The organism is Kitasatospora sp. NPDC056800 (genome assembly GCF_042789775.1).
In the GTDB taxonomy this organism is placed as follows: domain Bacteria; phylum Actinomycetota; class Actinomycetes; order Streptomycetales; family Streptomycetaceae; genus Kitasatospora.
This window is the reverse complement of sequence record NZ_JBHUAL010000051.1, coordinates 20,006-44,041: the sequence shown is the minus strand read 5'-3', so window position 1 is coordinate 44,041 and position 24,036 is coordinate 20,006. Positions and strand designations below refer to the sequence as shown.

Annotated in this window: 20 protein-coding genes; 5 read left to right on the top strand and 15 right to left on the bottom strand. The window is 73.4% G+C overall.

What is annotated here, in order from left to right; all coding sequences use genetic code 11:
• Positions 1–2,161: AAA family ATPase (locus ACFRQN_RS14460; protein WP_380740626.1), on the top strand; the 2,161-nt coding region annotated here is incomplete at its 5' end.
• Here ACFRQN_RS14460 and ACFRQN_RS14455 read toward each other — a convergent pair.
• From ACFRQN_RS14455 to ACFRQN_RS14425, 7 genes are all read right to left on the bottom strand, one after another.
• Positions 2,151–3,188, bottom strand: coding sequence for an LLM class flavin-dependent oxidoreductase (locus ACFRQN_RS14455; RefSeq protein ID WP_049660901.1), 1,038 nt, complete (start codon positions 3,186–3,188; stop codon positions 2,151–2,153). The genes ACFRQN_RS14460 and ACFRQN_RS14455 overlap by 11 nt on opposite strands.
• 25 nt (positions 3,189–3,213) lie before the next feature.
• Entirely contained in the window at positions 3,214–4,404 is a 1,191-nt protein-coding gene (locus ACFRQN_RS14450; RefSeq protein WP_074003436.1) for an acyl-CoA dehydrogenase family protein, read from the bottom strand.
• A complete protein-coding gene (locus tag ACFRQN_RS14445) occupies positions 4,401–6,272 on the bottom strand; it encodes a dipeptide ABC transporter ATP-binding protein (RefSeq protein WP_380740623.1) in 1,872 nt (623 codons plus the stop codon). Before ACFRQN_RS14445 ends, ACFRQN_RS14450 begins: the two co-directional genes overlap by 4 nt.
• Positions 6,269–7,126: an ABC transporter permease gene (locus ACFRQN_RS14440; protein WP_380740621.1), complete on the bottom strand. Its 858-nt coding sequence runs from the start codon at positions 7,124–7,126 to the stop codon at positions 6,269–6,271. The genes ACFRQN_RS14445 and ACFRQN_RS14440 overlap by 4 nt, the downstream gene beginning before the upstream one ends.
• Positions 7,123–8,085 (bottom strand): ABC transporter permease, encoded by a 963-nt coding sequence (locus ACFRQN_RS14435; RefSeq protein ID WP_241852957.1) that lies wholly within the window; start codon positions 8,083–8,085, stop codon positions 7,123–7,125. Before ACFRQN_RS14435 ends, ACFRQN_RS14440 begins: the two co-directional genes overlap by 4 nt.
• Position 8,086: 1 nt before the next feature.
• Complete coding sequence (locus ACFRQN_RS14430; protein ID WP_380740619.1) at positions 8,087–9,736, bottom strand: ABC transporter substrate-binding protein; 1,650 nt, start codon at positions 9,734–9,736, stop codon at positions 8,087–8,089.
• A 371-nt stretch (positions 9,737–10,107) separates the two neighbouring features.
• On the bottom strand, positions 10,108–11,592 hold the full coding sequence (locus tag ACFRQN_RS14425) for an MFS transporter (RefSeq protein WP_074003432.1): 1,485 nt from the start codon (positions 11,590–11,592) through the stop codon (positions 10,108–10,110).
• A gap of 125 nt (positions 11,593–11,717) precedes the next feature.
• Here ACFRQN_RS14425 and ACFRQN_RS14420 point away from each other — a divergent pair, with 125 nt between their 5' ends.
• Positions 11,718–12,152 (top strand): helix-turn-helix domain-containing protein, encoded by a 435-nt coding sequence (locus ACFRQN_RS14420; RefSeq protein ID WP_079272302.1) that lies wholly within the window; start codon positions 11,718–11,720, stop codon positions 12,150–12,152.
• 199 nt (positions 12,153–12,351) lie between these two features.
• Here ACFRQN_RS14420 and ACFRQN_RS14415 read toward each other — a convergent pair whose 3' ends face one another.
• The 7 genes from ACFRQN_RS14415 to ACFRQN_RS14385 all read right to left on the bottom strand — a co-directional run bounded on the left by ACFRQN_RS14415 (position 12,352) and on the right by ACFRQN_RS14385 (position 20,349).
• Entirely contained in the window at positions 12,352–12,930 is a 579-nt protein-coding gene (locus ACFRQN_RS14415) for a hypothetical protein (protein WP_380740617.1), read from the bottom strand.
• Positions 12,931–13,476: 546 nt separating this feature from the next.
• Positions 13,477–14,616 (bottom strand): hypothetical protein, encoded by a 1,140-nt coding sequence (locus tag ACFRQN_RS14410; protein ID WP_380740615.1) that lies wholly within the window; start codon positions 14,614–14,616, stop codon positions 13,477–13,479.
• Positions 14,617–14,621: 5 nt separating this feature from the next.
• Positions 14,622–16,700: a methyltransferase, FxLD system gene (gene fxlM, locus ACFRQN_RS14405; protein WP_380740613.1), complete on the bottom strand. Its 2,079-nt coding sequence runs from the start codon at positions 16,698–16,700 to the stop codon at positions 14,622–14,624.
• 170 nt (positions 16,701–16,870) lie between these two features.
• Complete coding sequence (locus ACFRQN_RS14400) at positions 16,871–18,352, bottom strand: LuxR C-terminal-related transcriptional regulator (RefSeq protein ID WP_380740611.1); 1,482 nt, start codon at positions 18,350–18,352, stop codon at positions 16,871–16,873.
• Positions 18,352–18,858 carry a LuxR C-terminal-related transcriptional regulator gene (locus ACFRQN_RS14395; protein ID WP_380740609.1) on the bottom strand — a complete coding sequence of 169 codons (507 nt, stop codon included), beginning with the start codon at positions 18,856–18,858 and terminating at the stop codon, positions 18,352–18,354. The genes ACFRQN_RS14400 and ACFRQN_RS14395 overlap by 1 nt, the downstream gene beginning before the upstream one ends.
• Before the next feature lie 36 nt (positions 18,859–18,894).
• The gene (locus ACFRQN_RS14390) at positions 18,895–19,677 is read right to left on the bottom strand and encodes a hypothetical protein (protein ID WP_380740607.1); all 783 of its coding nucleotides are present in this window, start codon (positions 19,675–19,677) and stop codon (positions 18,895–18,897) included.
• Between the two features lie 27 nt (positions 19,678–19,704).
• Positions 19,705–20,349: a hypothetical protein gene (locus ACFRQN_RS14385; protein WP_380740605.1), complete on the bottom strand. Its 645-nt coding sequence runs from the start codon at positions 20,347–20,349 to the stop codon at positions 19,705–19,707.
• A gap of 289 nt (positions 20,350–20,638) precedes the next feature.
• Here ACFRQN_RS14385 and ACFRQN_RS14380 point away from each other — a divergent pair, with 289 nt between their 5' ends.
• Positions 20,639–21,388, top strand: coding sequence for a helix-turn-helix domain-containing protein (locus ACFRQN_RS14380; protein ID WP_380740603.1), 750 nt, complete (start codon positions 20,639–20,641; stop codon positions 21,386–21,388).
• Positions 21,385–21,855, top strand: a complete 471-nt coding sequence (locus tag ACFRQN_RS14375; RefSeq protein ID WP_380740601.1) for an NUDIX domain-containing protein — start codon at positions 21,385–21,387, stop codon at positions 21,853–21,855. The genes ACFRQN_RS14380 and ACFRQN_RS14375 overlap by 4 nt, the downstream gene beginning before the upstream one ends.
• Before the next feature lies 1 nt (position 21,856).
• Here ACFRQN_RS14375 and ACFRQN_RS14370 read toward each other — a convergent pair whose 3' ends face one another.
• Positions 21,857–22,402, bottom strand: a complete 546-nt coding sequence (locus tag ACFRQN_RS14370) for an HD domain-containing protein (protein WP_380740599.1) — start codon at positions 22,400–22,402, stop codon at positions 21,857–21,859.
• Between the two features lie 787 nt (positions 22,403–23,189).
• On the opposite strand from ACFRQN_RS14370, the gene ACFRQN_RS14365 reads away from it, so the two are divergent.
• Positions 23,190–24,011 carry a hypothetical protein gene (locus ACFRQN_RS14365; protein WP_380740597.1) on the top strand — a complete coding sequence of 274 codons (822 nt, stop codon included), beginning with the start codon at positions 23,190–23,192 and terminating at the stop codon, positions 24,009–24,011.
• Positions 24,012–24,036 lie beyond the last annotated feature (25 nt).

Sequence of the window (24,036 nt, the reverse complement as noted above, 5' to 3'; positions counted from 1 at the left end):
CGCCGACGACCGCGCCGACGGCAGCCGCGCCGACGACAGTGGCGCCGGCCGCGCCGGGACCGCCGCCGCCCCGGCCGCCGAGCACGCCTTCCGCGCGTCCTGGGAACGGGTCGAGCGGCGCGCGGCCAGCGTCGTCATGGTCCGCGCCCAGTGGACGGCCGACGGCGGCGCCCTCGCCCCCGAGCGGGTCGACCACGCCGTCAAGGAGCTGACCGCCGACATCCGGCGCGAGATGGCGCCCTTCGGCGGACACGTGCGCCGCGCCTTCGGCTCGGTGTGGCTGGTCGTCTTCGGCGTCCCCCGGGCCCACGAGGACGACGCCGAGCGGGCCCTGCGCGCCGCCCTCGCCCTGCACCGCCACTTCGAGGCGCCCGGACCGGCCACCCCCGGGGCCACCGCGGCCGGACCGGTGCCCGGCAGCGGGGCCGCCGCCACCCGGCCGGTCACCCACCTCGTGGTCGGCACCGGCGAGGTGGTGGTCACCTACGACGACAGCGCGCCCGAGCCCGTGGAGGTCACCGGCGAGGTCCTGGACGCCTGCCACCACCTGCTGCTGCAGGTCCCCCGCGGGGAACTGTGGGCCGCCGACGCCACCGTCGAGACCGGCGGCGCCGACCTCGGCTTCGCCCCGGTCCCCGGTGTCCCCGGCGTCCACCGCCCCGCGCCCGCCCGCCCCGAGGGCCGCGGGCCGTCCGGGCACCCCGCCGAACCGCCGTTCCTGGAGCGCACCCACGAGCTGAACCTGCTGCGCGGCGCCTACCAGGACAGCGTCCGGCGCCAACTGCCGTACCTGGTCACGGTGCTGGGCGAGCCCGGCATCGGCAAGACCCGGCTGATCGGGGAGTTCGCCGCCGCGCTGCGCGACGGCGCCGGACCGCCGGCGCCCCGGGTGCTCCACGCGGGCACCCCCGCCTTCGACGCCCACACCCCCTACGAGCCGCTGGCCGGCCTGGTCCGCGCCTACACGGGCATCCGCGCCGGCGCGCCGGCGGCCGTCGTCCTGCCCGCACTGACCAACGTCGTGCGCGGGCTCCTCCCGCACGCCGACACCGGACCGATCGTCACCGCGCTCGCCGCCTGCCTCGGCCTGCCCGCCCCGGCCGCCTCCGCCGAGGGGCCGGACGGCGGCGCCGTCCCACGGGAGGAAGTCCTCGGCGCGCTGCGGCAGTTCCTGGAGGAGGCGGCCGCCGAGCGCCCGCTGGTGGTCGTCCTGGACGACCTCCACCGCGCCGCCGACTTCGTCCGCTCCTTCGTCGAGGACCTCACCGTCCGGCTCGGCCCGGTCGCCCTGCTGCTGATCGTCGGCGCCCGTTCCGAACTGCTGCACACCAGGCCCTCCTGGGGGTGCGCCAAGCGCCGCTCGGTCCTGCTGCACGTGGCACCGCTGTCCACCGCGGCCACCGCCACCGTGATCGGCGCCGCCTCCGGCCGCCGCCACCCGACGCCCGCCGACGACCGCCGCGCGGCCCTCGCCGACGGCAACCCGCTGTTCGCCCAGGCCTACGCGCGGGCGGCGGACGCCGGCGCCGACCACCCGCCGGCCGTCCTCGCCGTCGCCGCCGCCCAGCTCGACGGCCTCGACCGCACCACCCGCTCGGTGCTGCGCGACGCCGCCGTCGTCGGCGGCACGCTGTGGCGCGGCGCGGTCGAGGCCGTCAGCCAGCGCGACCCCGAGGAGGTCGGCCGCAGCCTGGAGCTCCTGGAGTCGCGCGAACTGCTGCGCCGGGTGCGCCGCAGCGGCGTCCCCGGAGACGTCGAGTACGCCTTCCGGTACGCCGTCAGCCGCGATGTCGCGCTCGCCCAGCTGCCCGGCCGCGTCCTGGTCGAACGCCACCTGCGGGCGGCCGACTGGGCCGCCCTGCTGGACGTGCCCCGCCCCGGGCTGCTGGCCTTCCACCACGACCGCGCCATCGCGCTCGCCGAGGCGGACGGCACCCCGGTGGAGGCGATGGAGCGCCGTGCCTGGGAAGCCCTGGTCGGGGCGTCCGCCCGGGCCGCCGCCGCGGGCGACGACGCGCTCGCGGTCAGCTGTCTCGACCACGCCCTGGACCGCTGCCCGCCCGGGGAGCCCGAGCGGGTCTGGCTGGTCACCCACCACCGCCGCATCCGCGACAGCCTCGGCGCCCGCGTCCATCGCCGCCGCCCGGCCGTTACCGGCTGACCCCGGCGGGGACGGGCAGCGCCGGGGCGAGGTCCCGCACGCGTTCCAGCGAGCGGATCTTCTCCTCGACGTCGGTGACGTTGTTGGTCACCATCAGCTCGTCCGCGCCGGTGCGCTCCAGCAGGTCCGTCAGCGCCCGGCGGACCTCCTCGGCGTCACCGACCGCCTGGGTGCTGAGCAGCGCGTCGGCGGAGGCCCGCTCGGCCTCCGTCCACGGGTACGCCGCCGCCTCCTCGACGGTGGGCAGCGGCGCGATCGGCGAGGCGCCGTTCAGCCGCAGCACCGGGAACAGCGCCGGCGCCGTCAGCCGGCGCGCGTGCTCCGTGGTCTCCCCGCACACCGTGTAGGCGGTGACGATCGCGTGCGGCCGCTCGGCCCGGGCCGAGGGCCGGAAGCTCTGCCGGTACGCCCGCAGCGCCTCCTCGGTGCCGCGGGAGTTGAAGAAGTGGTGGGCGAACGCGTACGGCAGCCCGCGCCGGCCCGCGTCCACGGCGCTGCGCACACTGGCGCCCAGCAGCCACGGCCGGGGCGGCTGCGGCGGCTCCGGCAGGGCCTCCAGCCGCTGGTAGACGTGCCCGTCCGGGAACCCGCCGTCGACGAAGGCGAGCAGCTCCTCCAGCGCCGCCGGGAAGTCCTCGTCGGGTGCCCGGCGCAGCGCGTGGGAGAGCAGCGGGTCCGCGCCCGAGCGGCCGATGCCCAGGTCCACCCGGCCGGGGAACAGCGCGGCCAGCGTCCGGAAGGACTCCGCGACGGCGTACGGCGGGTGGTTGGGCAGGATCACCCCGCCCGCGCCGATCCGGATCCGGCTGGTCCGCTCGCCGAGCGCGGCCAGCAGGACGGCCGGCACGGAGCCGGCGATCCCGCGCGAGTTGTGGTGCTCGGCCACCCAGAACCGGGTGTAGCCCAGCTCGTCGGCGGCCGCCACCAGCCGGCGGGTGCCGACCAGGGTCTCGGCGGGGCTGCCGGCGGAGTCGATGGACGATATGTCGAGGACGGACAGCGGGACGGTCGGGGAACTGCTGGTCATGCGGGGGTGCTCCTTACTCGGGGTGTCACGCGTACCAGGTGGGGCGGGGGACTTCGCCGTGCAGGAGGTGGCGCCCCACCACGCGGGCGCGCCCCGGGTCGTCCTCGTGCACCCGTCGCGCCCGGGTGTCCCGCCAGTAGCGGTCCAGCCCGGCCGCGGCCTCGGCGCCGCCGGGGCAGGCCGCCCCGAGCACGCCGGCGGTGACCGCGTCGGCGGCCGCGCCGGCCTGCGCGGCCAGCGCCGCGACCCGGACGGCGTGCCGGCCGCGCTCCTCCTCGGTCACCGTGCGGCGCCGGGCGTGCAGGGCGTCCGCCTCGGCGCCGACGGCGTCGGCGAACGCCTCCACCGCCCACAGCGCGGAGGCCAGGGCGCCGTAGTGCCGGGCCGCGTCCGCGGCGGCGGCCTCGGTCAGCGGCGCCTGCGACCACTGCTCGCGGGCGTGCCGGGCGGCGGCGTCCAGCGCGCCCCGGGCCGCACCGATCAGCGCGTTGGCCTGGGCGAGCTGGAAGGCCGGGGTGAGGAAGGTGTTGTAGACCCGGGGCACGAAGGTCTTGTCGACGTGGCCGAGCGCCCCGGTCCACGGGATGTTCGCGCCGTCGGCGACCACCGTCCCGGCGGCCAGCGACCGCAGCCCGAACTCCTCGGCTCCGGGCTCGAAGGACAGCCCCAGGTGGTCGCTCATCGCGAGCGCGCTGATCGGGGTGTCGCCGTCCTCCAGGAAGCCCTCCAGGATGGTGATGTCCGACACCGGGTGGCCCAGGACGCGCTCCAGCCGCCCGTGGAACAGCATCTCGCGGCCGGTGTCCTGGATCACCAGGGGCGCCGAGCGGGGCTTCGAGGACCCGCTGTAGAACCACCGGGCCCGGGCCGACACCTCGGCGATGTGCTGGATCTTCTCGTCGGTGCCGATGAACTCGGCGATCGACACCCACACGTAGTGGTGGGCCAGCAGCTCGCCGACCGAGGCGTCGGCCGCCGCGACGGTGCGCACCACCCGGAACGCGGTGGACCAGTCCTGGCCGGCCCCGCCGTACTCGACCGGCCCCAGCAGGGTCACCAGGCCGGACTCCTTCAGCAGCCGGATCTCCCGCACCGGCGGGGTGCCCTCGCGGTCGCGCCGGGCGGCGCCGGGCGCCAGCAGCGCCGCGACCTCCTCGGCCCGCCGCAGCCACGCCTCGGCGGCCTCGGGGACGGCGTCCGTCGTCGTGTCAGTCATGTCTCCCACTTCGTGACGTGCTCGCCGTCCTGCCCGGCGACGTGTTCGGTGTCCTGCTCGGTGTTCCGCTCCGGGGCCTGCTGCGGGTCCTGCCGGGGGTCGTCGCGGCCGGTGACGTCGGCGCCGTGCGCCCCGCCCGAGCCGTCCGTACTGCCCGTACTGCCCGTACTGCCCGCGCCGTCCGCACCGTCCGAGCCGGGCAGCCGCAGGACGGCGTCCAGCAGGGCCCGGGTGTACGGGTGGGCGGGGGCCTCGAAGATCCGCTCGGTCTCGCCCTCCTCGACGACCGACCCGCCGCGCATGATCAGCACCCGGTCGGCGACCTGCCGCACCACGGCCAGGTCGTGGGTGATGAACAGCAGGGCGATGCCCCGCTCGCGCCGCAGCCGGTCCAGCAGCTCCAGCACCTGCGCCTGCACCGAGACGTCCAGCGCCGAGACCGGCTCGTCGCAGACCAGCACCTGCGGACGGCCCGCCAGCGCCCGGGCGATGGCCACCCGCTGGCGCTGACCGCCGGACAGCTGGTGCGGCCGGCGGGAGAGCAGCTCGGCCGGCAGGCCGACCTGGTCGAGGAGTTCCGCGCACCGCCGGGCCCGCTCGGCGCGCCGCAGTCCCGGCAGCGCCTCGCCGATGATCCGCGCCACGGTGAACCGGGGGTCCGCCGAGGCGTACGGGTCCTGCTGGACGAACTGGATCGCCGAGCGCGAGGCCCGGCGCCGCCGCTCCGGCAGCGCCGACCAGGGCCGCCCGTGCAGCAGCACCTCCCCGGCGTCGGGACGGGACAGACCCATCGCGACCCGCGCCAGCGTGGTCTTGCCCGAGCCGGACTCGCCGACCACGCCCAGCGCCTCGCCCGCCCGCAGGGTGAACCCGACCTCGTCGAGGGCCCTCGGCCCGCCCGGGGCGAAGGACTTGACCAGCCCGCGCCCGGTCAGCACCGGGGCCGCCTCCTCGGCGTCCGGTGCCCCGGTGTCCGGAGCCTCGGCCGGGGCCGGGGCCGGGGCCTGGGCGGGACGGGCCGGCGGGCGGCCCGAGGGCACCGCGTCCAGCAGCATCCGGGTGTACGGGTGCTCCGGGGCGGACAGCACCCGGCCGGTCGGCCCGCTCTCCACCACCTCGCCCCGCCGCAGCACCAGCACCCGGTCCGCCAACTGCGCCACCACCGCCAGGTCGTGACTGACCAGCAGCAGTCCCCGGCCCTCGTCCTTGAGCCGGCCGAGCAGCGCCAGGATCTGCGCCTGGACGATCGCGTCCAGCGCCGTGGTCGGCTCGTCGGCGATCAGCAGCGGGGCGTCGGCGGCCAGCGCGGAGGCGATCAGCGCGCGCTGGCGCAGCCCGCCGGAGAGCTGGTGCGGGTACTGGGTGCGTCGGGCCTCCGGCTCCGGCACGCCCACCGCCGTGAGCAGTTCCACCACCCGGGCGCCGACGTCCGGGCCGGCGGTGCCGCCGAGACGGGCCGCCTCGGCGATCTCGGCGCCGACGGTGCGCAGCGGGTCCAGCGCGGTCAGCGCGTCCTGGAAGACCACGGCGATCCGCCGGCCGCGCACCGCGCGCCACTGCCGTTCGCCGAAGCCGGTGGTGTCCGTCCCGGCCACCTCCAGGGTTCGGGCGGAGACCCGGGCCCTGGCGCCGGCCAGCCCGATGAGGGAACGCGAGGTGACGGACTTGCCCGAGCCGGACTCGCCGACCAGCGCCACGCACTCCCCGGGGCCGATGGCCAGTGACACCCCGTCCACGGCGGGCCGCGGCGCGCCGGGGAACGACACCCGCAGCCCCTCCACCCGCACGAGCGGGCCCGGCACCGGCGCACCGGTGTCCCCGGCCGTCGCCTCCGCACCGGTCGCTTCCGTTGTCGTTGTCGTCGTCATCGCACCGCCCTCAGCTGCAGCGAACGGCCGATCAGCGTGGTGCAGACCACCACGACCGAGACGGCCAGGCCGGGTGAGATCGAGATCCACCAGGCCGTCTGGAGGAAGTCCTTGCCGTCGGCGACCATCGAGCCCCAGTCCGCCTCCGGCGGGACGGGGCCCAGGCCGAGCAGGCTGAGCCCGGAGCCCGAGATGATGGCCGAGCCCAGCCCGATGGAGGCCAGCACCACCAGCGGGCCCCCGACGTTCGGCAGCACGTGCCGCAGCACCGACCGCCAGGCCGGCACCCCCAGCACCCGCGCCGCCTCCACGTACTCCGAGCGCAGCACCAGCCGTGCCTGGCCGCGAACCAGCCGGGCGTAGTGGGGCACCCCGGCGATGCCGATGGCGATCGCCACGTTGACCGTGCCGCCGCCCAGAACCGCCACCACCACCAGCGCGAGCAGCAGTTCGGGGAAGCCCAGCAGTACGTCCACCACCCGCATCAGGACGAAGTCGACGCGCCGTCCGCCGCAGCCGGCGACCAGGCCGAGCAGCGCGCCGCCGCCCACCCCGATCAGCGTCGCGCCGACCGCGATCAGCAGCGACAGCCGGGTGCCGTGCACCAGCCGCGACCAGACGTCCCGGCCGAGCTGGTCGGTGCCCAGCCAGTGCTCGGCACCGGGCGGGCGCAGCGCCGCCGCGACGTCCGTCGCCGCGGGGGAGTGGGTGGCGAACACCCCGGGGAAGGCCAGGACGAGCGTCACCACGGCCAGCAGGACCAGCGGCGCCAGCCGGGCGGGCGAGCGCAGCAGCGCGCCCCGGCGGGCGGCGGCCCCGGCCGGCCGGTCGAGGAGGGCGGTCACGGTGCTCATGCCGCTCCTCCCTCGCGCAGCCGGGGGTCGATCAGCGGGTGGAGCACGTCCACCAGGGTGTTGATGACCACGAACGCCGCGCTGGAGATGACCACCAGGGCGCTGACCACCGGCAGGTCGCGCGAGCCGACCGCGTTGGCCAGCACCCGGCCCAGGCCGGGCCGGGTGAAGATGTTCTCCACCAGCACCGCGCCGCCGAACAGGCTGCCCAGCACGAAGCCGGCCAGCGTGGTCAGCGGCAGCAGCGCGTGCCGCAGGGTGTGCCGCAGCAGCACCGCCGTCGCGCCCAGGCCGCGCGAGCGCGCGGTCAGCACGAACGGGCGGCCGTCGGCGCTCTCCAGCTCCTGGCGGATCACCTGGGCGAGCACCCCGGCCAGCGGCAGCGCCAGTGCCAGCGTCGGCAGCACCAGCGCCGCCGGCCCGTCCGCCCCGATCGAGGGCAGCGCGTGCAGCCGGTAGGAGAACACCGTCAGCAGGATGATGCCCAGCCAGAACGACGGCATCGACACCATCAGCAGCTCGGCGACACCGGCGGCGGCGCGCACCGCCCGGCCCCGGCCGGCCGTCAGGGTGGCCGCCAGCACCGCCAGCACCAGTGCCGTCACCAGCGCGGACACCGCCAGCTCGACGGTCGGGCCGAGCTGGCTGCCGAGCAGCCGCTCGATCGGCTCGTTGAGCTGGTACGACCAGCCGAGGCCGCCGCTCGCCAACCGGGCGAGCTGGCGGCCGTACTGGACGAGCAGCGGGTCGTTCAGGCCGTTCTCGGCGATCACCTGGTCACGCAGGGCCGGGGTGCCGGCGGCGCCCGGCCCGATCAGTCCGTCCACGATGTCGCCGGGGGCGAGGTGGAGGGCGAAGAACGTCACCGTGAGCGTCCCCCACACCACCACCAGCCCCGCCGCGAGCCGCCGGGCGACGAACCTGGCCCAGGGCGGCACGTGCCGGGCACTGTTCGACACCTCAGGCCACCCCGATGCCGTAGAAGTCGGTGTTGGCGTCGACGTCCAGGACCAGCCCGTTCACCTTGCCGTGCCGGGCGACGTCCATGGTGGCGATGTAGGCCGGGAAGGAGTACGCCTGCTCGACGATCTTCCGCTGGACCCTGCGGTACAGCTCGGCGCGCCGCTCGGCGTCCACGGTCGCCTCGGCCTCGTCCAGCCAGCCGTCGATCTCGGCGTCCTTGACCCGGCTGCCGTTCGCCCCGCCGCCCCCGAACTGGGACTTGGAGTGGTAGAGGCTGCCCAGCAGGACCGGGTCGGAGCCCTGCCAGGCGAAGGCGAACACGTCGTAGTCGCCCTTGCCGGTGCGTCCGATGGAGCCCGCGGAGTCCAGCGGTACCAGCTTCAGCTCGATGCCGACCTGCTTCAGCGCGTCCTGCACGCCCACGTCGAAGGTGTGGTTCTGGGCCGAGACGAAGGTCTGCACGTACGGCTGCTCGGCGCTGAGGCGCTTGCCGTCCCTGGTGCGGTAGCCGTCGGCGTCCCGCCCGGTCCAGCCGGCCTCGTCCAGCAGCTTCTCCGCCTTCTCCTTGCTGTACTCCCAGGCCGGCTTGGCGAACGACGGCTCGGCGCCGGGGGTGGAGGGCGCCAGCGGCCCCCAGGCCTGCTCGTACTCGCCCTGGAAGACGCCCTTGACGATCCCGGCGAAGTCGATGGCGTGCCGGACGGCCTGCCGGGTGCGCGGGTCGTCGAACGGCGCGCGGGCGGTGTTGAGGTAGTAGGTGTAGGGGACGCCGGGGACCGCCTTGCGGACCACCTCGACGCCGTTGCGGCCGCGCAGGCCGGCCAGCCGGTTGGCGGGGATCAGCTCGGCGGCGTCGACCTGACCGGACGTCAGGGCGCCGACCCGGGAGGCGTCCTCCTTCAGCAGCAGCACGACGATGCTCTCCAGCTTCGCCGGCCCCTGGTGGGCGGCGGTCGGCGGGGCCCAGCCGTAGTCGGACCGGCGCTTGAACACCGCCTGCTGACCCGGCGTCACCGACTCGAAGGTGAACGGGCCGGTGCCGACGACGAACGCGCCGCCGGAGGAGAGGTCGCCCGCGTGGTCGCGCAGCGCGACGGGGGAGTGGAAGCCGAGGAAGGTGCTCCCCGCCGAGTTGAGGAACGAGGCGTGGGGGGCCGTCAGGTGCACGGCCACCGTGCGCGGGTCGACCACCTCGGTCTCCTGGTAGGGGCCGAGCAGGCCGGCCGCCCGCTTGGACGCCGTCTTCGCCGCCGTGACGTGCTCGAAGTTCGCCTTCACGGCCGCCGCGTCGAACGGGGTGCCGTCGCTGAAGGTCACGCCGGTGCGCAGGGTGAACGTGTAGGTGAGGCCGTCGGGCGAGACCGTCCACGACTCGGCCAGCCACGGCTTGACGGTCCCGTCCGGAGCGATCGCGACCAGCGACTCCAGCACCGGGCGCAGCAGCCGCCCGGTGACGGCGGTGGACGCGGCGTGCGGGTCCCAGCTGTCGGGTTCGACGGCGGCGCCGTAGCGCAGGGTGCCGCCGCCGGCGCTCTTCGCGGAGGGCGGGGCGGAGGAGTCGGAGCAGGCCGTGAGGACGGCGGGGCCGATGACGGCGGCGGCGGTCAGGGTGACCGGGAGACGGAGGAAACGGCGTCTGGTGTACATGGGTTCTTTCTCGATCCTGCGCGAGGCGGGGAACGGTGGGCGGCGTGAGGCCCGCCCACCCCGCGGGGGAGACGCTGATGGACCCGGCCGCGGACGATGCGACGAGTCTGCTGGCTCCGTCCGGATCCGACCCCCCTGACCGTCCCCCTAAGCGGGCCCTTTCCCGGGGCCCGCGGGTTTCGCGGCGGGATCCTCGTGGGTGTGCTCGGCCGGTGTCTGGGCCGACGTGCTCGGCCGGCGTGTTCCGACACGGTGCTCCGACGCGGTGCTCCGACGTGGTGCCGAGTGCGGTGCGGCCCCGGCGGCGGTGCGCGCCGTCAGGGTGGTGCGGCCGTTCCGGGAGGCCCTCCGGAACGGCCGCACGGGGACCGTCAAACGTGCGGTACGGGGGTGTCCGCAGACTTGAGGTCCGACTCGGGGGCGCTCTCGGCGCCGTCCGCGGGGCTGCGCAGGACGAAGGCGGCCACCAGGACGCCGACCGCCACGAACAGGGCGCTGAGCCCGTAGGAGAGGTGGAAGCCGCCGGTGAGCGCCGCCACCTTGCTGTCGCCCTCGCCGAGCAGCGTCGCGGTGCGGGAGGCGGCCACCGTGGCGAGCACGGCGGTGCCGATCGAGGCGCCGACCTGCTGGGTGGTGTTCACCAGGCCGGAGGCGATGCCGGCGTCGTTGGGCGAGGTGACCGACATGGCCTGGCCGATCAGCGCCGGCATGGCCGCGCCGAAGCCGAGGCCGAGCAGCACGAACGGCGGCACGATGTCGGCGAGGAAGCTCCCGTCGCTCGGCACCCGGGCCAGCAGCGCGAGCGCCGCGGCCACCAGCAGCAGGCCGACGACCAGCACCCGGCGGGGCCCGAACTTCTGGTTCAGCTTGACCGCGAAGCCCAGCGAGACGATCGCGATGGTGACCGGCGCGGGCAGGAAGGCGAGCCCGGTCTTCAGCGCGTCGTAGCCCAGGACGTTCTGGAAGTAGAGCGCGGTGCAGAACTGGTAGCCGAACAGGCCGGCGACCATCAGGACCATGATGCCGTTGGCGCCGGAGACCGCCCGGGAGCGGAAGATGTGCAGCGGCAGCAGGGGCTTGGCCGCGTACGCCTGGCGGACCACGAAACCGACCAGCAGCACCAGCGAGCCGGCCAGCAGGCCCAGCGTGCGGGCGTCGCCCCAGGTGTACTCCTCGGCCTTGATGATCGTGTAGACCAGCAGCATCAGACCGCCGGTGGCGAGCACCGAACCGATCAGGTCGGCGCCCTCGCGCAGCCCCGCTCCCTTCCCGCCGGGCACCACGCTCTGCGTCAGCACGAGCGCCACCAGGCCGATCGGCACGTTGACGTAGAACACCCACGGCCAGCTGAAGCTCTGCGTCAGTACGCCGCCCAGGATCAGGCCCAGCGAGGCGCCGGCCGCGGAGACGAACGCGTACGCCGCCAGTGCCTTGGCGCGCTCGCCGGCGTCGGGGAACAGGGTGATGATCATGCCCAGGACGACGGCCGAGGCGAGCGCCCCGCCGACCCCCTGGACGAACCGGAACACCACCAGCGCCGTCGAGGAGGAGGACAGGCCGCAGGCCAGCGAGGCCACCGTGAACAGGCCCAGGCCCGCGCTGAAGACGCGCTTGCCGCCCAGCAGGTCGCCCAGCCGGCCGGAGAGCAGCAGCAGCCCGGCGAAGGCGATGAGGTAGGCGTTGACCACCCAGGCCAGGCCGGACTGGGTGAAGCCGAGGTCGGTCTGGATGGTCGGGAGGGCGACGGTCACGATCGAACCGTCGAGGATGATCATCAGGTTGCCGGTGCAGAGGAGCCCCAGTGCCAACCAGCGTGACCTGGAAGGCTGGAGGGACGGCGGGGCTTGCGTGGTCATCGGAGCAGTCCTTCGGGGGAATGGCCCGGGAGGGGCGCCCGGTGGCGCCCGCGCTCCCTGAGGGCACTTCTTGTTACAGCGACCATCATGTGTGACCATCAAGTCCACCGTAAGGAGGCACTTTCATGTTCCTGGGGAACAACGATGTGATCGAGGACATCGACGAGACCGGCGGCCTCGACGACCCGGCCCCCGCCCGCGAGGCGTGCACCGTCCTGGAGGCGCTCAACCGGATCAGCGGCAAGTGGGCGATCGGCATCCTGCTCAACCTCAGCCACGGCCCGGTCCGCTTCACCGAACTCGAACGGTCCGTACCCGGAATCAGCCGCCGCATGCTCACCCTGACACTGCGGAACCTCGAACGCGACGGACTGATCGAACGCACCGTCTACGCGACCGTGCCGCCCAAGGTGGAGTACCGCGGCACCGAGATGGCCGCCGAACTCTACGCCTCCCTCAAGGGCCTCACCGCCTGGGCGGAACGCCACCGCGACGCCATCGCCCGCTCGCGCGACTCCTACGACCGGGAGCAGCTGGCGGCGGGCACCGGAGACCTCTGAGGCCAGGCCCTCCGCTATGCGAAGGGCGAGCCCGTCATCATGCTCGACGGGCTCGCCCGGGTACTGCACGTCGACCGGCAGGAGGCGGCCCGCCGGGTCCTGACCCCAGCCGTTCGGCGCGGCGGCGTCCGAAGAACTGCCGGATGGAGCAAGGACGTTGGTGACAAGCAGGGCTCGGCCTGACCGCCAGGATCCCGGGCTACGTCAGCTTGTAGGCCATCTCGGCGAGCTCGAGTGCCTGGCGGAGCGTGTCCTCATCCGTGATCTGCACGCTCACCCGGTAGGCCCGGTGGCCCTTGGGGACGAGATAGGCGTCCGGCGCGATGCCGTGAAGGGTCGCGGCGTCGCTGTCGTAGTTGAGCCGCAGGTTGACCACGCCGGTGTCGGCGTGGACGTACGCGAACCCGCCGAGCTGGCTTCCCTGTCGTCGCAGGCGCAGGTAGTCGCTGTAGTCGAGGGGTTCTCCCTCCTGGTGGGTCTTCCGCTTGACCCCGTGCAGCGCGGCGTTGGGCCACGACGTCGTCTCCTCGAGGAACGAGACGAACTGCTCCGCGGCGGGGTTCCGGGTCAGCATCTTCCTCACCTCCGCCTGGCCCTCGGCCGCGAGGCCGGGAATCGGCAGCGACTGCCGGCTGCCCCCGACCGGCGCGTCCTCCCCTGCGCTGGGACGGCTGGCGGGCGTCGGGCTCACTCCCATCGCGGCGATGAGCTGCCTTCCCACGTCGGACGCGTCCAGCTCTTCTGCCGTGCCCTCCACCTGGATGAACGTGACCTTCACTTCAACCCCTCCCTGAGTTGCATCAGTACATGGAAAGTAGCATCAACTCCCAATGTATGAAATGTACTTAGGAGGCCCTGGAGCGGGAGGTGCCGGGTGCCGGAATGGGTCTTCGTCGCGCGCCCGAGGCTCCGGACCAAACACCGTCCGTTCCATGAGGGCCTCCAGCCACGCGACGACCGAGGCCGGTTCGCGTACGGGAGGGCGTCGCCGAGTACGTCTCCTACACCTACCGCGGCGGGGCCGGCCCCGCGGATCCGGCCGGTCGGGTGCCGTCCGGGGCGCGGCGGATCAGCCCTTCCCGGTCCTCAACCGTCGCGTCATGAAGCCCACATGCCTTCTGCTGGGCCTGTCGGTTGTGCATCCTCGCTTCGATTGTCACGCCGGAGAGGAGTTTCAGATGAGCCGACCCGGCCAGGGCCGCCTTGCGCTGACACACCACGCCTGATCATCCCTTCTGGAGGGACGATCAGGCGTCAGCGGGGATCGACTCGGCAGCATGCCTGGTCAGACCGTCGATCGTTTGAGGTAACTCCGAAGGCTGCTTCAGCTGTGTGCTGTTCTGGGGATGTGATGTCCGAACGGGTTTCCTGCGGGTGGGACCGGGTCCGGCGGGGAGGCTTCGAGCACCGCCCGGGCGTCGGCGAGGGCGGCCTCCAGCTGGTCGCGGAGGGGCTCGGGGAGGGTGGCGGAGCCGAGTGCGCAGGCGGCGAGGGCCTGTGCGAGTTCGGCCGTCCGGCCGGTTCCGAGGCGGTCGCGTACACCGGGGTGGGCGAGGAGATCGCGCAGTGCGTAGCCGTCGCCCGTTTCACCCGCTCGGTGGGAGAGCTGCTCGATCAGGTCTCGGGAGGCGGGGGTGTCCGGGCCGGCGGCGTCGATCGCGGTCAGGGCGAGGCGGGTGGTGAAGACGGCCAGGCCCTCATCGGGTTCGAGGGCGAGGCAGTGGTCGATCGCGGTTTCGGCGGCGGGCCGGTCGCCGGGGCGACACAGGGCGGTGAGGACGGCGGTGACGGCGTTCTCCCAGGGTGCGCCGGGCTCGGTGTCGGCCAGCAGGGCGAGGGCGCCGGGAAGGTTGTCGGCGGTGGCGCGGGCGAGGACGGCGACTTGTCGGCCGTCGAGGATGCGCCGGCCGATGCCGTGGTGCTGCTCGATGTGGCGCAGGGCGGCCGTCCAGCGGCCGGCGGTGGTGAGGGCGCGGGTGCCGTCGGCGATGAGGACGCGCCACAGCCACTGGCGGACTTCGTGGCGCTGCTCGTCGGTGTCGGTGAGGTGGGCGGGGATAGTGATGTCGTCGAGGGTGGTCTCGGTGGCGGTGGTGACGGCGTGGTGGAGGTCGAGGAGGAGCTGGTGGCCGTGCTGGTGGTGGCCGGCGCGGATGTGGAGACGGGCGAGGTTGACGACGGGTTCGAGGCCGCGGATGGCGCTCATCGCGGGGAGCGGGCCGCGGGTGAGGTAGAGGGCGGCGTGGAGGTGGCAGAGCTCGCGGGCGTAGTCGGGCAGGCCGAGATCGCTGGCGAGGAGGGCTGCCTGGTTGAAGACGGTGGAGGCGAGGCCCGGGTCCGCTTGCTGGGAGGCCGTGTCGGCCAGCTCGGCGAGCCGGCCGACACGGGCAGTCAGGGGCAGGCACGCGGGCCGGTGGCGGGCGACCAGCGGGAAGCGCCGGGCGACGGGGCCGGTCGGGTGCACGGGGGTCACTCCCAGATGACGGTGATCGGGTGGTGGGGGCGGTCCAGGACGAAGCGGCCGGCGACCGGGTCCGCGGTGGCGGGGGTGTCGGGGAGTTCGAAGCGCGGCCTGCGGCTGCGGTAGCCGGTGTTCCAGGAGCGGATCAGGTCGGTGACGAGGTCGGCGAGGGCGGCGCCCGTCGGGCCGTGGCCGATGACGCCGGTCTCGTAGGTCTTGCGGCCGTCGGTGTCGGGTGCGCCGGGGCGCAGGGTGAGGTAGGCGAGGGAGGCGGCGTCCACCGTGGCCATGGCGCCCCAGCCGAACATGGGGTTCACACCGCGCTCGCGGGCGTTGCCGGTGACGCCCATCCGCATCAGGGAGTTCGGGAGGGTGAGGGCGAGCCACAGGTCCTGGTACTCGTAGGTGGTGCCGGCCGGGATGGTGACGCCGGTCCAGACGTCGTGGCGCCCGGTGTCGAGGATGCCGAGCAGCAGGTCGGCGTGGACCGCGTCGCTCTGGTCCTTGTGGACCTGGAGGGTGACGTCGCCCTGGTGGGTCAGGGTGACGGTGCGGCGGGCGTCGTCCATGCTGCCGCGCAGCGGCATGAAGACGGCGAGCTGGTCGTCGACCGACGCCCAGCCGGTGTCGCCGCGCTCGAAGGCGATGGTGCGCGAGGCGGTGCCGCGCAGGCGCAGCGGCAGGACGATCCGCCCGGTGGGCTTGACCTGCCGGAGCCAGGCGGTGGGCATCTCGTTGCTGCTCACCGTGGCGATGATGCGGTCGTACGGGGCGGCGTCGGGGTGGCCGAGGGCGCCGTCGCCGAGGACCACGTCGGCGTTGGTGATCCCGGCATCGCCGAGATGCCGGCGGGCGCCGTCGACGAGGTCGTCGTCCACGTCCACGGCGACCACGTGCCCGTCGGGGCCGACGATGGTGGCCAGGTAGGCGGCGTTGACGCCGGTCCCGGCCCCGGCCTCGAAGACGCGCTGGCCGGGCCGGGCGTCGAGCTGCTCCAGCATCAGGGCGACGATGGCGGGCTGGGAGGCGGCGCTGATCTGGGTGCCGGACCCGTCGGTCTTGGTGTAGGTGGGGTTGTCGGCGTAGGCGGCCTCCAGAGGGAAGCCGGGCAGGAAGTGCTCGCGGGGAACGGTGCGGAAGGCACGCTCCACCGAGGTGCTGGTGATGTGCTTCTGGGCGAGCAGACGGTCGGTAAGGCTGGTGCGCAGCTGCTCCGCGGAGGTGGCGGCGCTGTTGCTGAGAGTAGTCACGTCGGCGACCCTAGTGGTTGTGCGGATGGTGGGCTGCGAGGACGTGGGGCCCTCGCCGAAATGGAAGACCGTTTCCAACGCGCGTGCAGCAGTGGCGGATTGGTGCTCGACGGGCAGGCCGGCGCGGTTGGCGTGGAAGATCATCAGGTGGGCGAGGACGGCGCGTAGCCCGCGGGTGAGGCGGCCGTCGCGCGCCAGGCGGACGAGGTCCTGTCCGGCCTTCTCGAAGGCGTCGACCCAGTCGGATTGGCCGGCGAGCGGTTCACCAGGGTGGGTGAGTCGGCGGGTGTCGAGGGTCATCAGGCGGCGCATCGCGGCGGTCAGGGGGGCTGCCCGTACGGGTGCGAGGGCGGGCGGCTCGGGTCGCAGTTCGGCGAACTTGGCCCAGACGTCGCCCTGTTCGTACCAGTCGAGGTCGGCGGCGCGGAGCATGGCGGAGACGAGGATGACGAGGGTCTCGGTCCGGCCGAGTGCGGGCGGGTCGGGCTCGGCGGTACGGGCCATCAGGTGCCGGCTGTCGGTGTGGAAGAGCCGGTGGGCGATCTCCATGGCGTCGGGGCCGCCGAACGCCTCGGTTTCCGGTTCGTAGATCACGGTGGCCCAGTCCGTCAGGAGTCCCTCCTCGGCGAGCACGTCGAGGAGCGCGGTGATGACGAGGGCGGGGTCGGCGGCGCGGTAGCGCAGTCGCAGCCCCTTTTTGCGCATGTACCACCAGCCGTTCAGCGCACCGGAGTTCTGGCCGTAGGTGAGGACGGGGGCCAGGCGGTGGGCGGTGATCTGTTCGACGGTGGCAGGGTTGGGGAAGGTGAGGTCGTGCTGGATCCAGCCGGTGGTCATCGAAACGGTCCTTGGTCAGGCGGTCAGGCGGTCAGGAGGCAGACGCCCGGAGCGAGACCGCGAGGCGGCGGGGGTGGGGTGCCGCCCAGCGTGCAGAGCGGCACCCCACCGGGATCACTGGCCGGAAGCCGCCCAGATCGGGAGGCTCTCAGCGACGGAGGCGGTACGGATCAGCCAACCCATAGAGGTGTTGGAGGCAGGGTGACGAGGCCGGTGACGAGGGCGAGGGCGGCGGCGTGGGTGCGGCTGCCGCGCCACGAGAGCGCACGGACGACCCTGGCCTCGACGGCGCGGGCCTCGCGCAGGCTCAGTCCGGCGGCGTTCGCCCCGGCCTCGCTCATCGTCCCGGTGCAGATCAGCGTGAGCACGGCTCGCCCCGCCTGATCCAGCTCGGGCACGCGGGCGGGCAGCCCGGCGCGCAGCCGCTCGGTGCCGATCAGCTCCGTCGTGATCAGGCGGACGGCCAGGTGTGCGTCGTCCGCGGCGCCGGTGCGTCGGCGCAGGTCGGCCAGGCGGTGTCGGACCAGGTACTCCCCGGCATGGACCCGGCCGCCGATCTCGGCGATGGTCAGCCCCTCGGCGGCGAGTTCGGCGATCCGCCGCTCCAGCGCGTTGAGCTCGGGCACAGGGGCACGTCGAGGCTCCGTCCGCGGAACGACGCTCGTGGTCGCCAGGACCCGGCGGAAGCCGGCTTCCCCGGCCACGGGTACTTGATCGGCGGTGCACGCGAGCAGGAGGTCGTCGGCCGGGGCGCCGAGGCGGTGGGCGGCGGCCACGTAGGCGGCGGTGCCGTTGTGCGCGCCCTGGCGTACGGCGCAGGACCAGGCCGCTCTCAGCCCGACCACTTCGACGGCACGGTCCGGATCGACCGCCACTGAAGGAAGCACCAGAGCGCACGGGACACCGAGGGCCAGCGCCTGGTGCACCAGCCGGACGACGGTCGGCGCGACCCCGCGAGGCGCGGCGCCGGCCAGAACCTCCGCCAGCGACGGCACTTCCGGAAGGGCGGCCAGCGCACCGAGGTGTACGACCAGACCGCGCGTGGACCGGAGCATCGCGACGGCGCGCTCCACCGGATCGGAACGGTGGCAGAGCTCTGCCGGGGTCGTCGCTACGGGTCCGGACGCACCGGCCGCTCCCTTCGTCCGGTGGTGCCTGGCGCGGCCCTGGCCCGAATCGGCCGCCATGGGTGTGGTGAGCCCGGCCAGGGTGCCCCCGGCCGGGTCGATCAGCTGGTGTTCCAGTGCTCGGCGGACGGCGACAACGCGCTTGCGCGTGCCGAAGACGTCCAGCACGGCGTCCTCGTAGAGCTCCGCCGCGCGCTCCCGGACCTCCAGCGCGCGGGCGACGTCGAGGCGGTTCCCGCCCGCCGCCCAGATCCGCAGGATCAGCGTCTGCTCGTCCGTGAGGGCCGGCGGAGCACCCGTCGGGGCCGAACGCGTGAGCAGGCCGGACTGCCACGCCCAGGTGAAGGCCTGGACCCGGTTCGCCGTCCCCAACCGGTCGTACGCCTGGCGCAGGTGGTACTTGACGGTGTCGACACTCAGATCCATGGCCGTGCCGATCGCCGCGTTGGTCATCCCGAGACCGACCCTGTCCAACACCGCGACGAACTGCGCGGCCGGCGCCGTGGACGCCACTTCCGTACGCATCAGCACGCCTTCGCCCGCTGCCGAAGCCTGCTGAGCTTCACGGCCGGCCAACCGACGCCGAGTGCCCGCAGCGGTACCAGGTCGCCTAGAACGGCCGCGGCGCTCGCCTGCTCCCGCGACCGGGCCCCGAGCGTCCTCAGGACGGTCTGGGTGTAGGTCTTCACCGTGTTCACGGCCAGGTCCAGGCGCTCGGCGGTGACGGTCGGGTCCTCGCCGCCCACCAGCCCGGCGAGGACGGCGATGTGCTGCGCCGACAGCGGGTTGCCGATGGGGTTCATCAGGTGCACCTCCTGCACCAGGCCCCATCCCGCGCCCAGGGCGGTGGCGTGGAAGCGCGACTTCGCGCCGATCCTCGGCAGCAGCGTGAGGATGGCAGCGCCGACCCTGGCCCGCTCGATCCCGGTGGCCCGGCTGATCGCCCCGTACAGCGCGCCGCGGGCCAGCTGTTGCAGGAGGAGGACGTCGGCCTCGGACAGGTCGGGCTTGACGGGGCGGGAGGTGGGCATGGCGGATCTCCAGCAGAAGCGGGGGAGGAGGGGAGGCTACGAGCGGTCGAGGGCGGCCAGCAGGGAGGGCCCGATCCGGCGGGCGGCGTGGGGGCCGATGGTCAGGACCAGGTCGCCCCGTCGGACGAGGGAGGCGACCAGCGACTCGGGGCCCGGCTGGTCCAGGCCGGGCTCGTAGCGGATCACCGTGCCCGCGGGACTGGCGGTGAGGATGCTCTCGCCGCCGTCGACGCGATTGTGGTGACGGGGGAACGTCGAGTGGACGGGCAGCAGCACCGTTCGGTCGGCGGCCGTCAGGGCGTCGGCGATCAGGCCGGCGAGCGTGTTCGACCGCAGATGCCCGGAGGGCTCGTACACGGCCACCACCGCGCCCTCGGTGAGCATCCGCGCGCCCTGGAGGTCGGCCTCGATCTCCCTCGGGTGCACGGCGATGGATTCCACGACGTCGATTCCACCGCTCGTGCCGAGCCGGGTCAGCGACCTCTCGACGCCGGCGAACGCGCCGAGCCCGTCGACGAGTTCGTCGCCGGGGACACCGAGCGCCCAGCCCGCGGCCCAGGCCGTTGCCACGGCCATGGCGGAGTTCGTCCCCGCGACCGGCACGGTGAAGGTGTGACGCTCGCCGCCGGCCTGGACGGTGACGCGGTGCTCCTCACCGGTCCAGAAGCTCCCGAGGACCTGCACGTCCATGTCGGCGCCGCGACCGACGGTCACCACGCTCGGGCCCCGGCGCCGGCGCAGCCGGTCCGCGAGCTCCAGGCAGCCGGGCTGGGCGGCCCACAGCACCACCGTGCCGCTCCGTCGGGCGAGGGCCTCCATCTGGTCCAGCGCCTCCTGCTGGTTCCATCAGCTCGGCGGTGCGGCGTCCGCGGCGGTGACCAGCGTCACGGCCGGGTCGAGGCCTTCGCCCAGGGACCGGAAGCGCCAACCGGGCGGCGAGGCGTCGTGGCCGGAGCTGTCCGGGCACAGGTCCACCACCAGGAGCTCTCCGCCGCCGTCGTAGCCGGCGGAGTCTCCTTTGGGTGCCTCGGCGAGGATCCACCCGGGGTCGCGGCTGACGAGCGCGCAGGTGAGCGCGGCGGCGGCCATGGTGGTCGAGTGGCTGCCGGCGACGGCGACCGTGGTCGGCGCCGTGGCGGCCAGCAGCTCGACGGCCCGCCCGTAGCCCAGTATCGGAAGGCCTCGGCCGACGGCGTGGTCCAGGACCTCGTGCACCACGGTGTTGTCCCCGCCCCAGATCAGCGAGGCCGTCCCGGGAGTGGCCGCCCGAAGGCCGACACCGCACCGTTCGAGCCTTTGGAGCAGGTCGGGGCGGGAATCGGGGCGCGGCGGCGAGACCGTCACCCGAGCGTGCCTCCGGGCCAGATAGGAGGCCAGGCCCGCGATGCCGGGGGTGTGGGGGTCGAGGATGTGGACGGCCGAGAGGAGGCCGGGCAGCGGCAGGGGCCGTCGAGGCGCCTCGGTGCTGTTGGCGTCGGCGGTCGTGTTCACGCCGCCTCCGTCAGAGCGAGCCCCTTGGGGCTGACGTGGATGTCGGCGAGGACGCCGGCGGTGCCGATCAGGTCGCTGACGACGGCGCTGAGGATGCAGGGGATCATGGCGAGTCTCCGCAGATGAGCGGGTGGATTCGAGCCGGCCGATTCGATCCGGTCGAACCGGCGGAGACTCAGAATGCCGGTGGGGAGGGGGACATGATCAGGCCTGAGCTGGACGTCTTGGGACGTCCTCGGTATTCTCCTGGAGTCTCAATACGTCCCAAGACGTCCCACCCGGGGGTGCCATGGCGAACGAACGCCTTCGGTCCGCGCTGGTCGTCCGCGGAGTCACCGAGCGGGAACTGGCGGAGCACTGCGGAGTCGATGCCAAGACGGTGGAGCGCTGGATCCTCAAGAGCCGTGAACCGTACAGGCGGCATCGCCAGGCGGCGGCGGCCAAGCTGCAGACCGACGAGGACTACCTCTGGCCGGACGCGAAGTCGGAGACCCGGCGCCTGGACGAGGCCGACGCCGAGATCGTCCATGTATACCCCCACCGCTCCTCCGTGCCACCGGAGTTGTGGTTGCAGTTCGCTCAGCGCTCGGCTTCCGACATCGGCGTGCTCGTCCATGCCGGCGTCCATCTCGCCGAGAACCCGCGCTGGCACCGGGCGCTCGCCGAACGGGCTCGGGCGGGCGTCCGGATCCGTCTGCTGCTCGGTGACCCGGAGAGTACGGAGGTCGCGCGACGGGGCGAGGAGGAGGAACTCGGCGAGGGCGTCGCGTACAAGGTGTGCGAGGTCATCAAGCTCTACCGGCCGCTCTACGGAACGCCCGGCATCGAGTTCCGGACGCACCGGTCCACGCTGCACAACTCCTTGTACTGGTTCGACGACGAGATGCTGGTGAACACCCAGATCTACGGGGTGAGCGCACCGCTCACCCCGGTGCTCCACCTGCGCCGCGTCGTCGGCGCCCAGCTGGTCTCGACCTACCGGCAGAGCTTCGAGAAGGTCTGGGCCGGTGCTGTTCCGCTACCGAGGCAGGAATCGTGAGCCGGACCGACTACTTCGACGATCCGAAGGCCCCGAAAGCCCAGCGAATCGTGCCCGCCGTCACCGCGTTCGTGGTGAACGAGCGCGGCGATCTCCTGTTGGAGCGGCGCTCCGACAACGGCCGCTGGGGCATGCCCGGCGGGGTTCTGGAGATCGGCGAGAACCTTCCAGGGGCCGTCGTGCGCGAGGTGCGGGAGGAGACCGGTATCGAGGTCGAGGTCACCGGCCTCGTCGGCACGTACAGCGACCCCGGGCACGTGATCGAGTTCTCCGACGGGGAAGTGCGCCAGGAGTTCTCCCTGTGCTTCCGGGCGCGGCCGGTCGGCGGCCGCCTCACGGCCAGCTCCGAGTCCTTCGAGGTGCGCTGGGTTCCGCGAGCGGAACTCGAAGGGATGGACATCGCCCCGACGACCAGGCTCCGCCTCGACCACGGCTTCCGGAACGAGCCGGCCCCACACCTCGGCTGACTCAGGCGCTGGCGGACTCGGCCATCCGCTTCGCGACCCGGTCGACCATGGCCAGCAGCGCCGGGCGAGCCGCGGAGACGGCACGGTGGACGACGTGGCCGGTGCCGTACCGGTGAAGGACCTCGTCGAGCCGGGACACCGGGTCGACCACGGTGCCGTCGGGTCCGCTCGTGAGATCGCAGTACGTGATCGCGTCCAGCAGGTCCGACGGCGGCCGGCGAAACTCCGCGAGCGCGGCCGACAGTCCCAGTTCGGCCGCTTCCCACTCCGAGGACGAGTGGTAGGCGACGAGCGAGCAGACCTCGGCATGGACACCGATCCGACGCAGGTACCGGGCGCCGTCGATCATGTGCTGGCCGGTGTCGACCGCCGAGGGCGCGTACCCGACATCGTGAAGAACTGCGGCGACACGCACCAGCTCCTCGTCGCCCCCGAGCGTCGGGCCGAGGAGCCGGGCCTGCTCGAATACCTGACGGGAGTGCGCCCAGCGCAGGGGGATGCCCGTGAGCAGCGATTCGGCGGTCCGGTACGCAAGGCTCAGGTTCATCGCTCAAGGCTAGGCGACGCAGGACGTGGGCCAGTGACCGGTGGTGCGAACCACCCGACGGCGGAGGATCCGGTACCAGCGTGAATGGACGGGATCGCCGAATCATCCAGCCTTGTCAGCAGCATTAAGTGTCACAATAAGCACTAACTCGCTGTACTCAGTCATTGCTGACTTCGCTCGCTGTACTCAGTCATTGCTGACTTCGCTCGCTCTCGGGACAGGGTTCGTCGACGGGGCCGATTCTCGGCTCACCCCTGATGGTTGGTCGGGTGGCCTTCGGAAACTCGGGTGCGCGGGCGCCAGTGCCGCGAGGATTGATGGCGCGCCGGTGCTTGTGATCAGGGTGAGCCGATGAGTTCGGATATGGCCGTCGCGTTGGCCGGTGAAATTCGGCAGGCGTGTGCTACACCGGGGGAGCTCGTACCTGGAGGGGGCGGTGCCCGCCCGAAGCATCCCACTCCTTGTTGGTGCAGACAGACGTATATGCGGATAGTCGTGTGGGAGATGGTGGATGCGATCACTGCAGCCGGCGGAGCGGGAGGACGTCATTCTCGGTGTTCCTCCAGAGAATGATCAGAGGATTTGGGAGCGGCTGGCAGAGGAGGACGCGGTCTCGGCCGGACTCGTGGGGAGCTTGACGGCGGGTGCCGGAACGGACGGCGGGTCAGTGCGTGCACACCTGGAATCGGCGGCACACGAGAATTCGGCAGGAGCTTGGGAAGCGCAGGCGGATCAGTTGCCCTTGTGGACCGAAAAGGGAACGGCTGAGCCGGAAGGTGCTCGGCTGGTGACGGACCAGGTCGGGCTGCCCGATCTCAGGGTGCAGCTCCGTGAGGTGATGGAGGCCTGGAAGGAGATCGTGCCCGCGGGGCGTAGCACGGCCGACGATCTGCGAGTGATCCTGGAGGCCGATGTCGAGGCGCTGCGGGTTCGGTGGCAGCAGGTTGCCGCGAAGTCGGGTGGACCTGTGATGCGGGACGTGCAGGGGGCGACGGTACTGCCTGCCGCAGGGTACGGCGCGGAGGCCGTCAACGCAGCTCTTCGCGATGCCGAGCGATGCGACCCAGACCTTCGCGGACTGGAGGAATGGCGCCAACTTGGGGCCGTACGGGAAGCGGTTGGCCGACTGTGGCGAACTCTCGCGCTGAGGGCAGGTGAATGTGCCGGTCGGCTCTTCGGCGACCACCGTGTCTCCGAGTTCCTTCGCAATGTGTCGATCCGCGCCTGCGAGACGATCGCCCGGCTCGCCCAACTGGCCTCTGACCGGCTGCGCCGCGGCCAGATCGGGCTGCCGAGCGCGGAGGCCCTCCTGGTTCTCGGCAACGCGGCAGGTGCCTACAGCATGTCCGCGCGGCGTCAGGATGGAGGTCCCGCCGCCGGGACTCCGTCCATCACCGTCGATGTTCCCGAGCTGCGGCGGATGGGCGAGGCGCTGCAACGGCCTGGCCCGACGGCCGCGCAACCAGGAAGCGTCTCGGCGAGAGCGGCCACGGCGCGGTCGGCCCGTACGTCCCCGAGGCGGCCGACCGCCGCTGCGGGTGAGCGGCCGGCGCACCTGCGACGTGGCGGATCGTCCGTCCAGCCGGGGCGCACGCCCAAGCAGAGGTGAGCCGAGGCTGGGAGCGAACTCGGCG

Excerpts from the sequence above, each read along its gene's own strand:
- ACFRQN_RS14395 (WP_380740609.1), bottom strand. The coding sequence starts at position 18,858 with ATGCCCACCTCCCGCCCCGTCAAGCCCGACCTGTCCGAGGCCGACGTC.
- ACFRQN_RS14450 (WP_074003436.1), bottom strand. The coding sequence starts at position 4,404 with ATGACTGACACGACGACGGACGCCGTCCCCGAGGCCGCCGAGGCGTGG.
- ACFRQN_RS14425 (WP_074003432.1), bottom strand. The coding sequence starts at position 11,592 with ATGACCACGCAAGCCCCGCCGTCCCTCCAGCCTTCCAGGTCACGCTGG.
- ACFRQN_RS14440 (WP_380740621.1), bottom strand. The coding sequence starts at position 7,126 with ATGAGCACCGTGACCGCCCTCCTCGACCGGCCGGCCGGGGCCGCCGCC.
- ACFRQN_RS14430 (WP_380740619.1), bottom strand. The coding sequence starts at position 9,736 with ATGTACACCAGACGCCGTTTCCTCCGTCTCCCGGTCACCCTGACCGCC.
- ACFRQN_RS14420 (WP_079272302.1), top strand. The coding sequence starts at position 11,718 with ATGTTCCTGGGGAACAACGATGTGATCGAGGACATCGACGAGACCGGC.
- ACFRQN_RS14455 (WP_049660901.1), bottom strand. The coding sequence starts at position 3,188 with ATGACCAGCAGTTCCCCGACCGTCCCGCTGTCCGTCCTCGACATATCG.
- ACFRQN_RS14380 (WP_380740603.1), top strand. The coding sequence starts at position 20,639 with ATGGCGAACGAACGCCTTCGGTCCGCGCTGGTCGTCCGCGGAGTCACC.
- fxlM (WP_380740613.1), bottom strand. The coding sequence starts at position 16,700 with ATGACCACCGGCTGGATCCAGCACGACCTCACCTTCCCCAACCCTGCC.
- ACFRQN_RS14390 (WP_380740607.1), bottom strand. The coding sequence starts at position 19,677 with ATGGAGGCCCTCGCCCGACGGAGCGGCACGGTGGTGCTGTGGGCCGCC.
- ACFRQN_RS14400 (WP_380740611.1), bottom strand. The coding sequence starts at position 18,352 with ATGCGTACGGAAGTGGCGTCCACGGCGCCGGCCGCGCAGTTCGTCGCG.
- ACFRQN_RS14370 (WP_380740599.1), bottom strand. The coding sequence starts at position 22,402 with ATGAACCTGAGCCTTGCGTACCGGACCGCCGAATCGCTGCTCACGGGC.
- ACFRQN_RS14445 (WP_380740623.1), bottom strand. The coding sequence starts at position 6,272 with ATGACGACGACAACGACAACGGAAGCGACCGGTGCGGAGGCGACGGCC.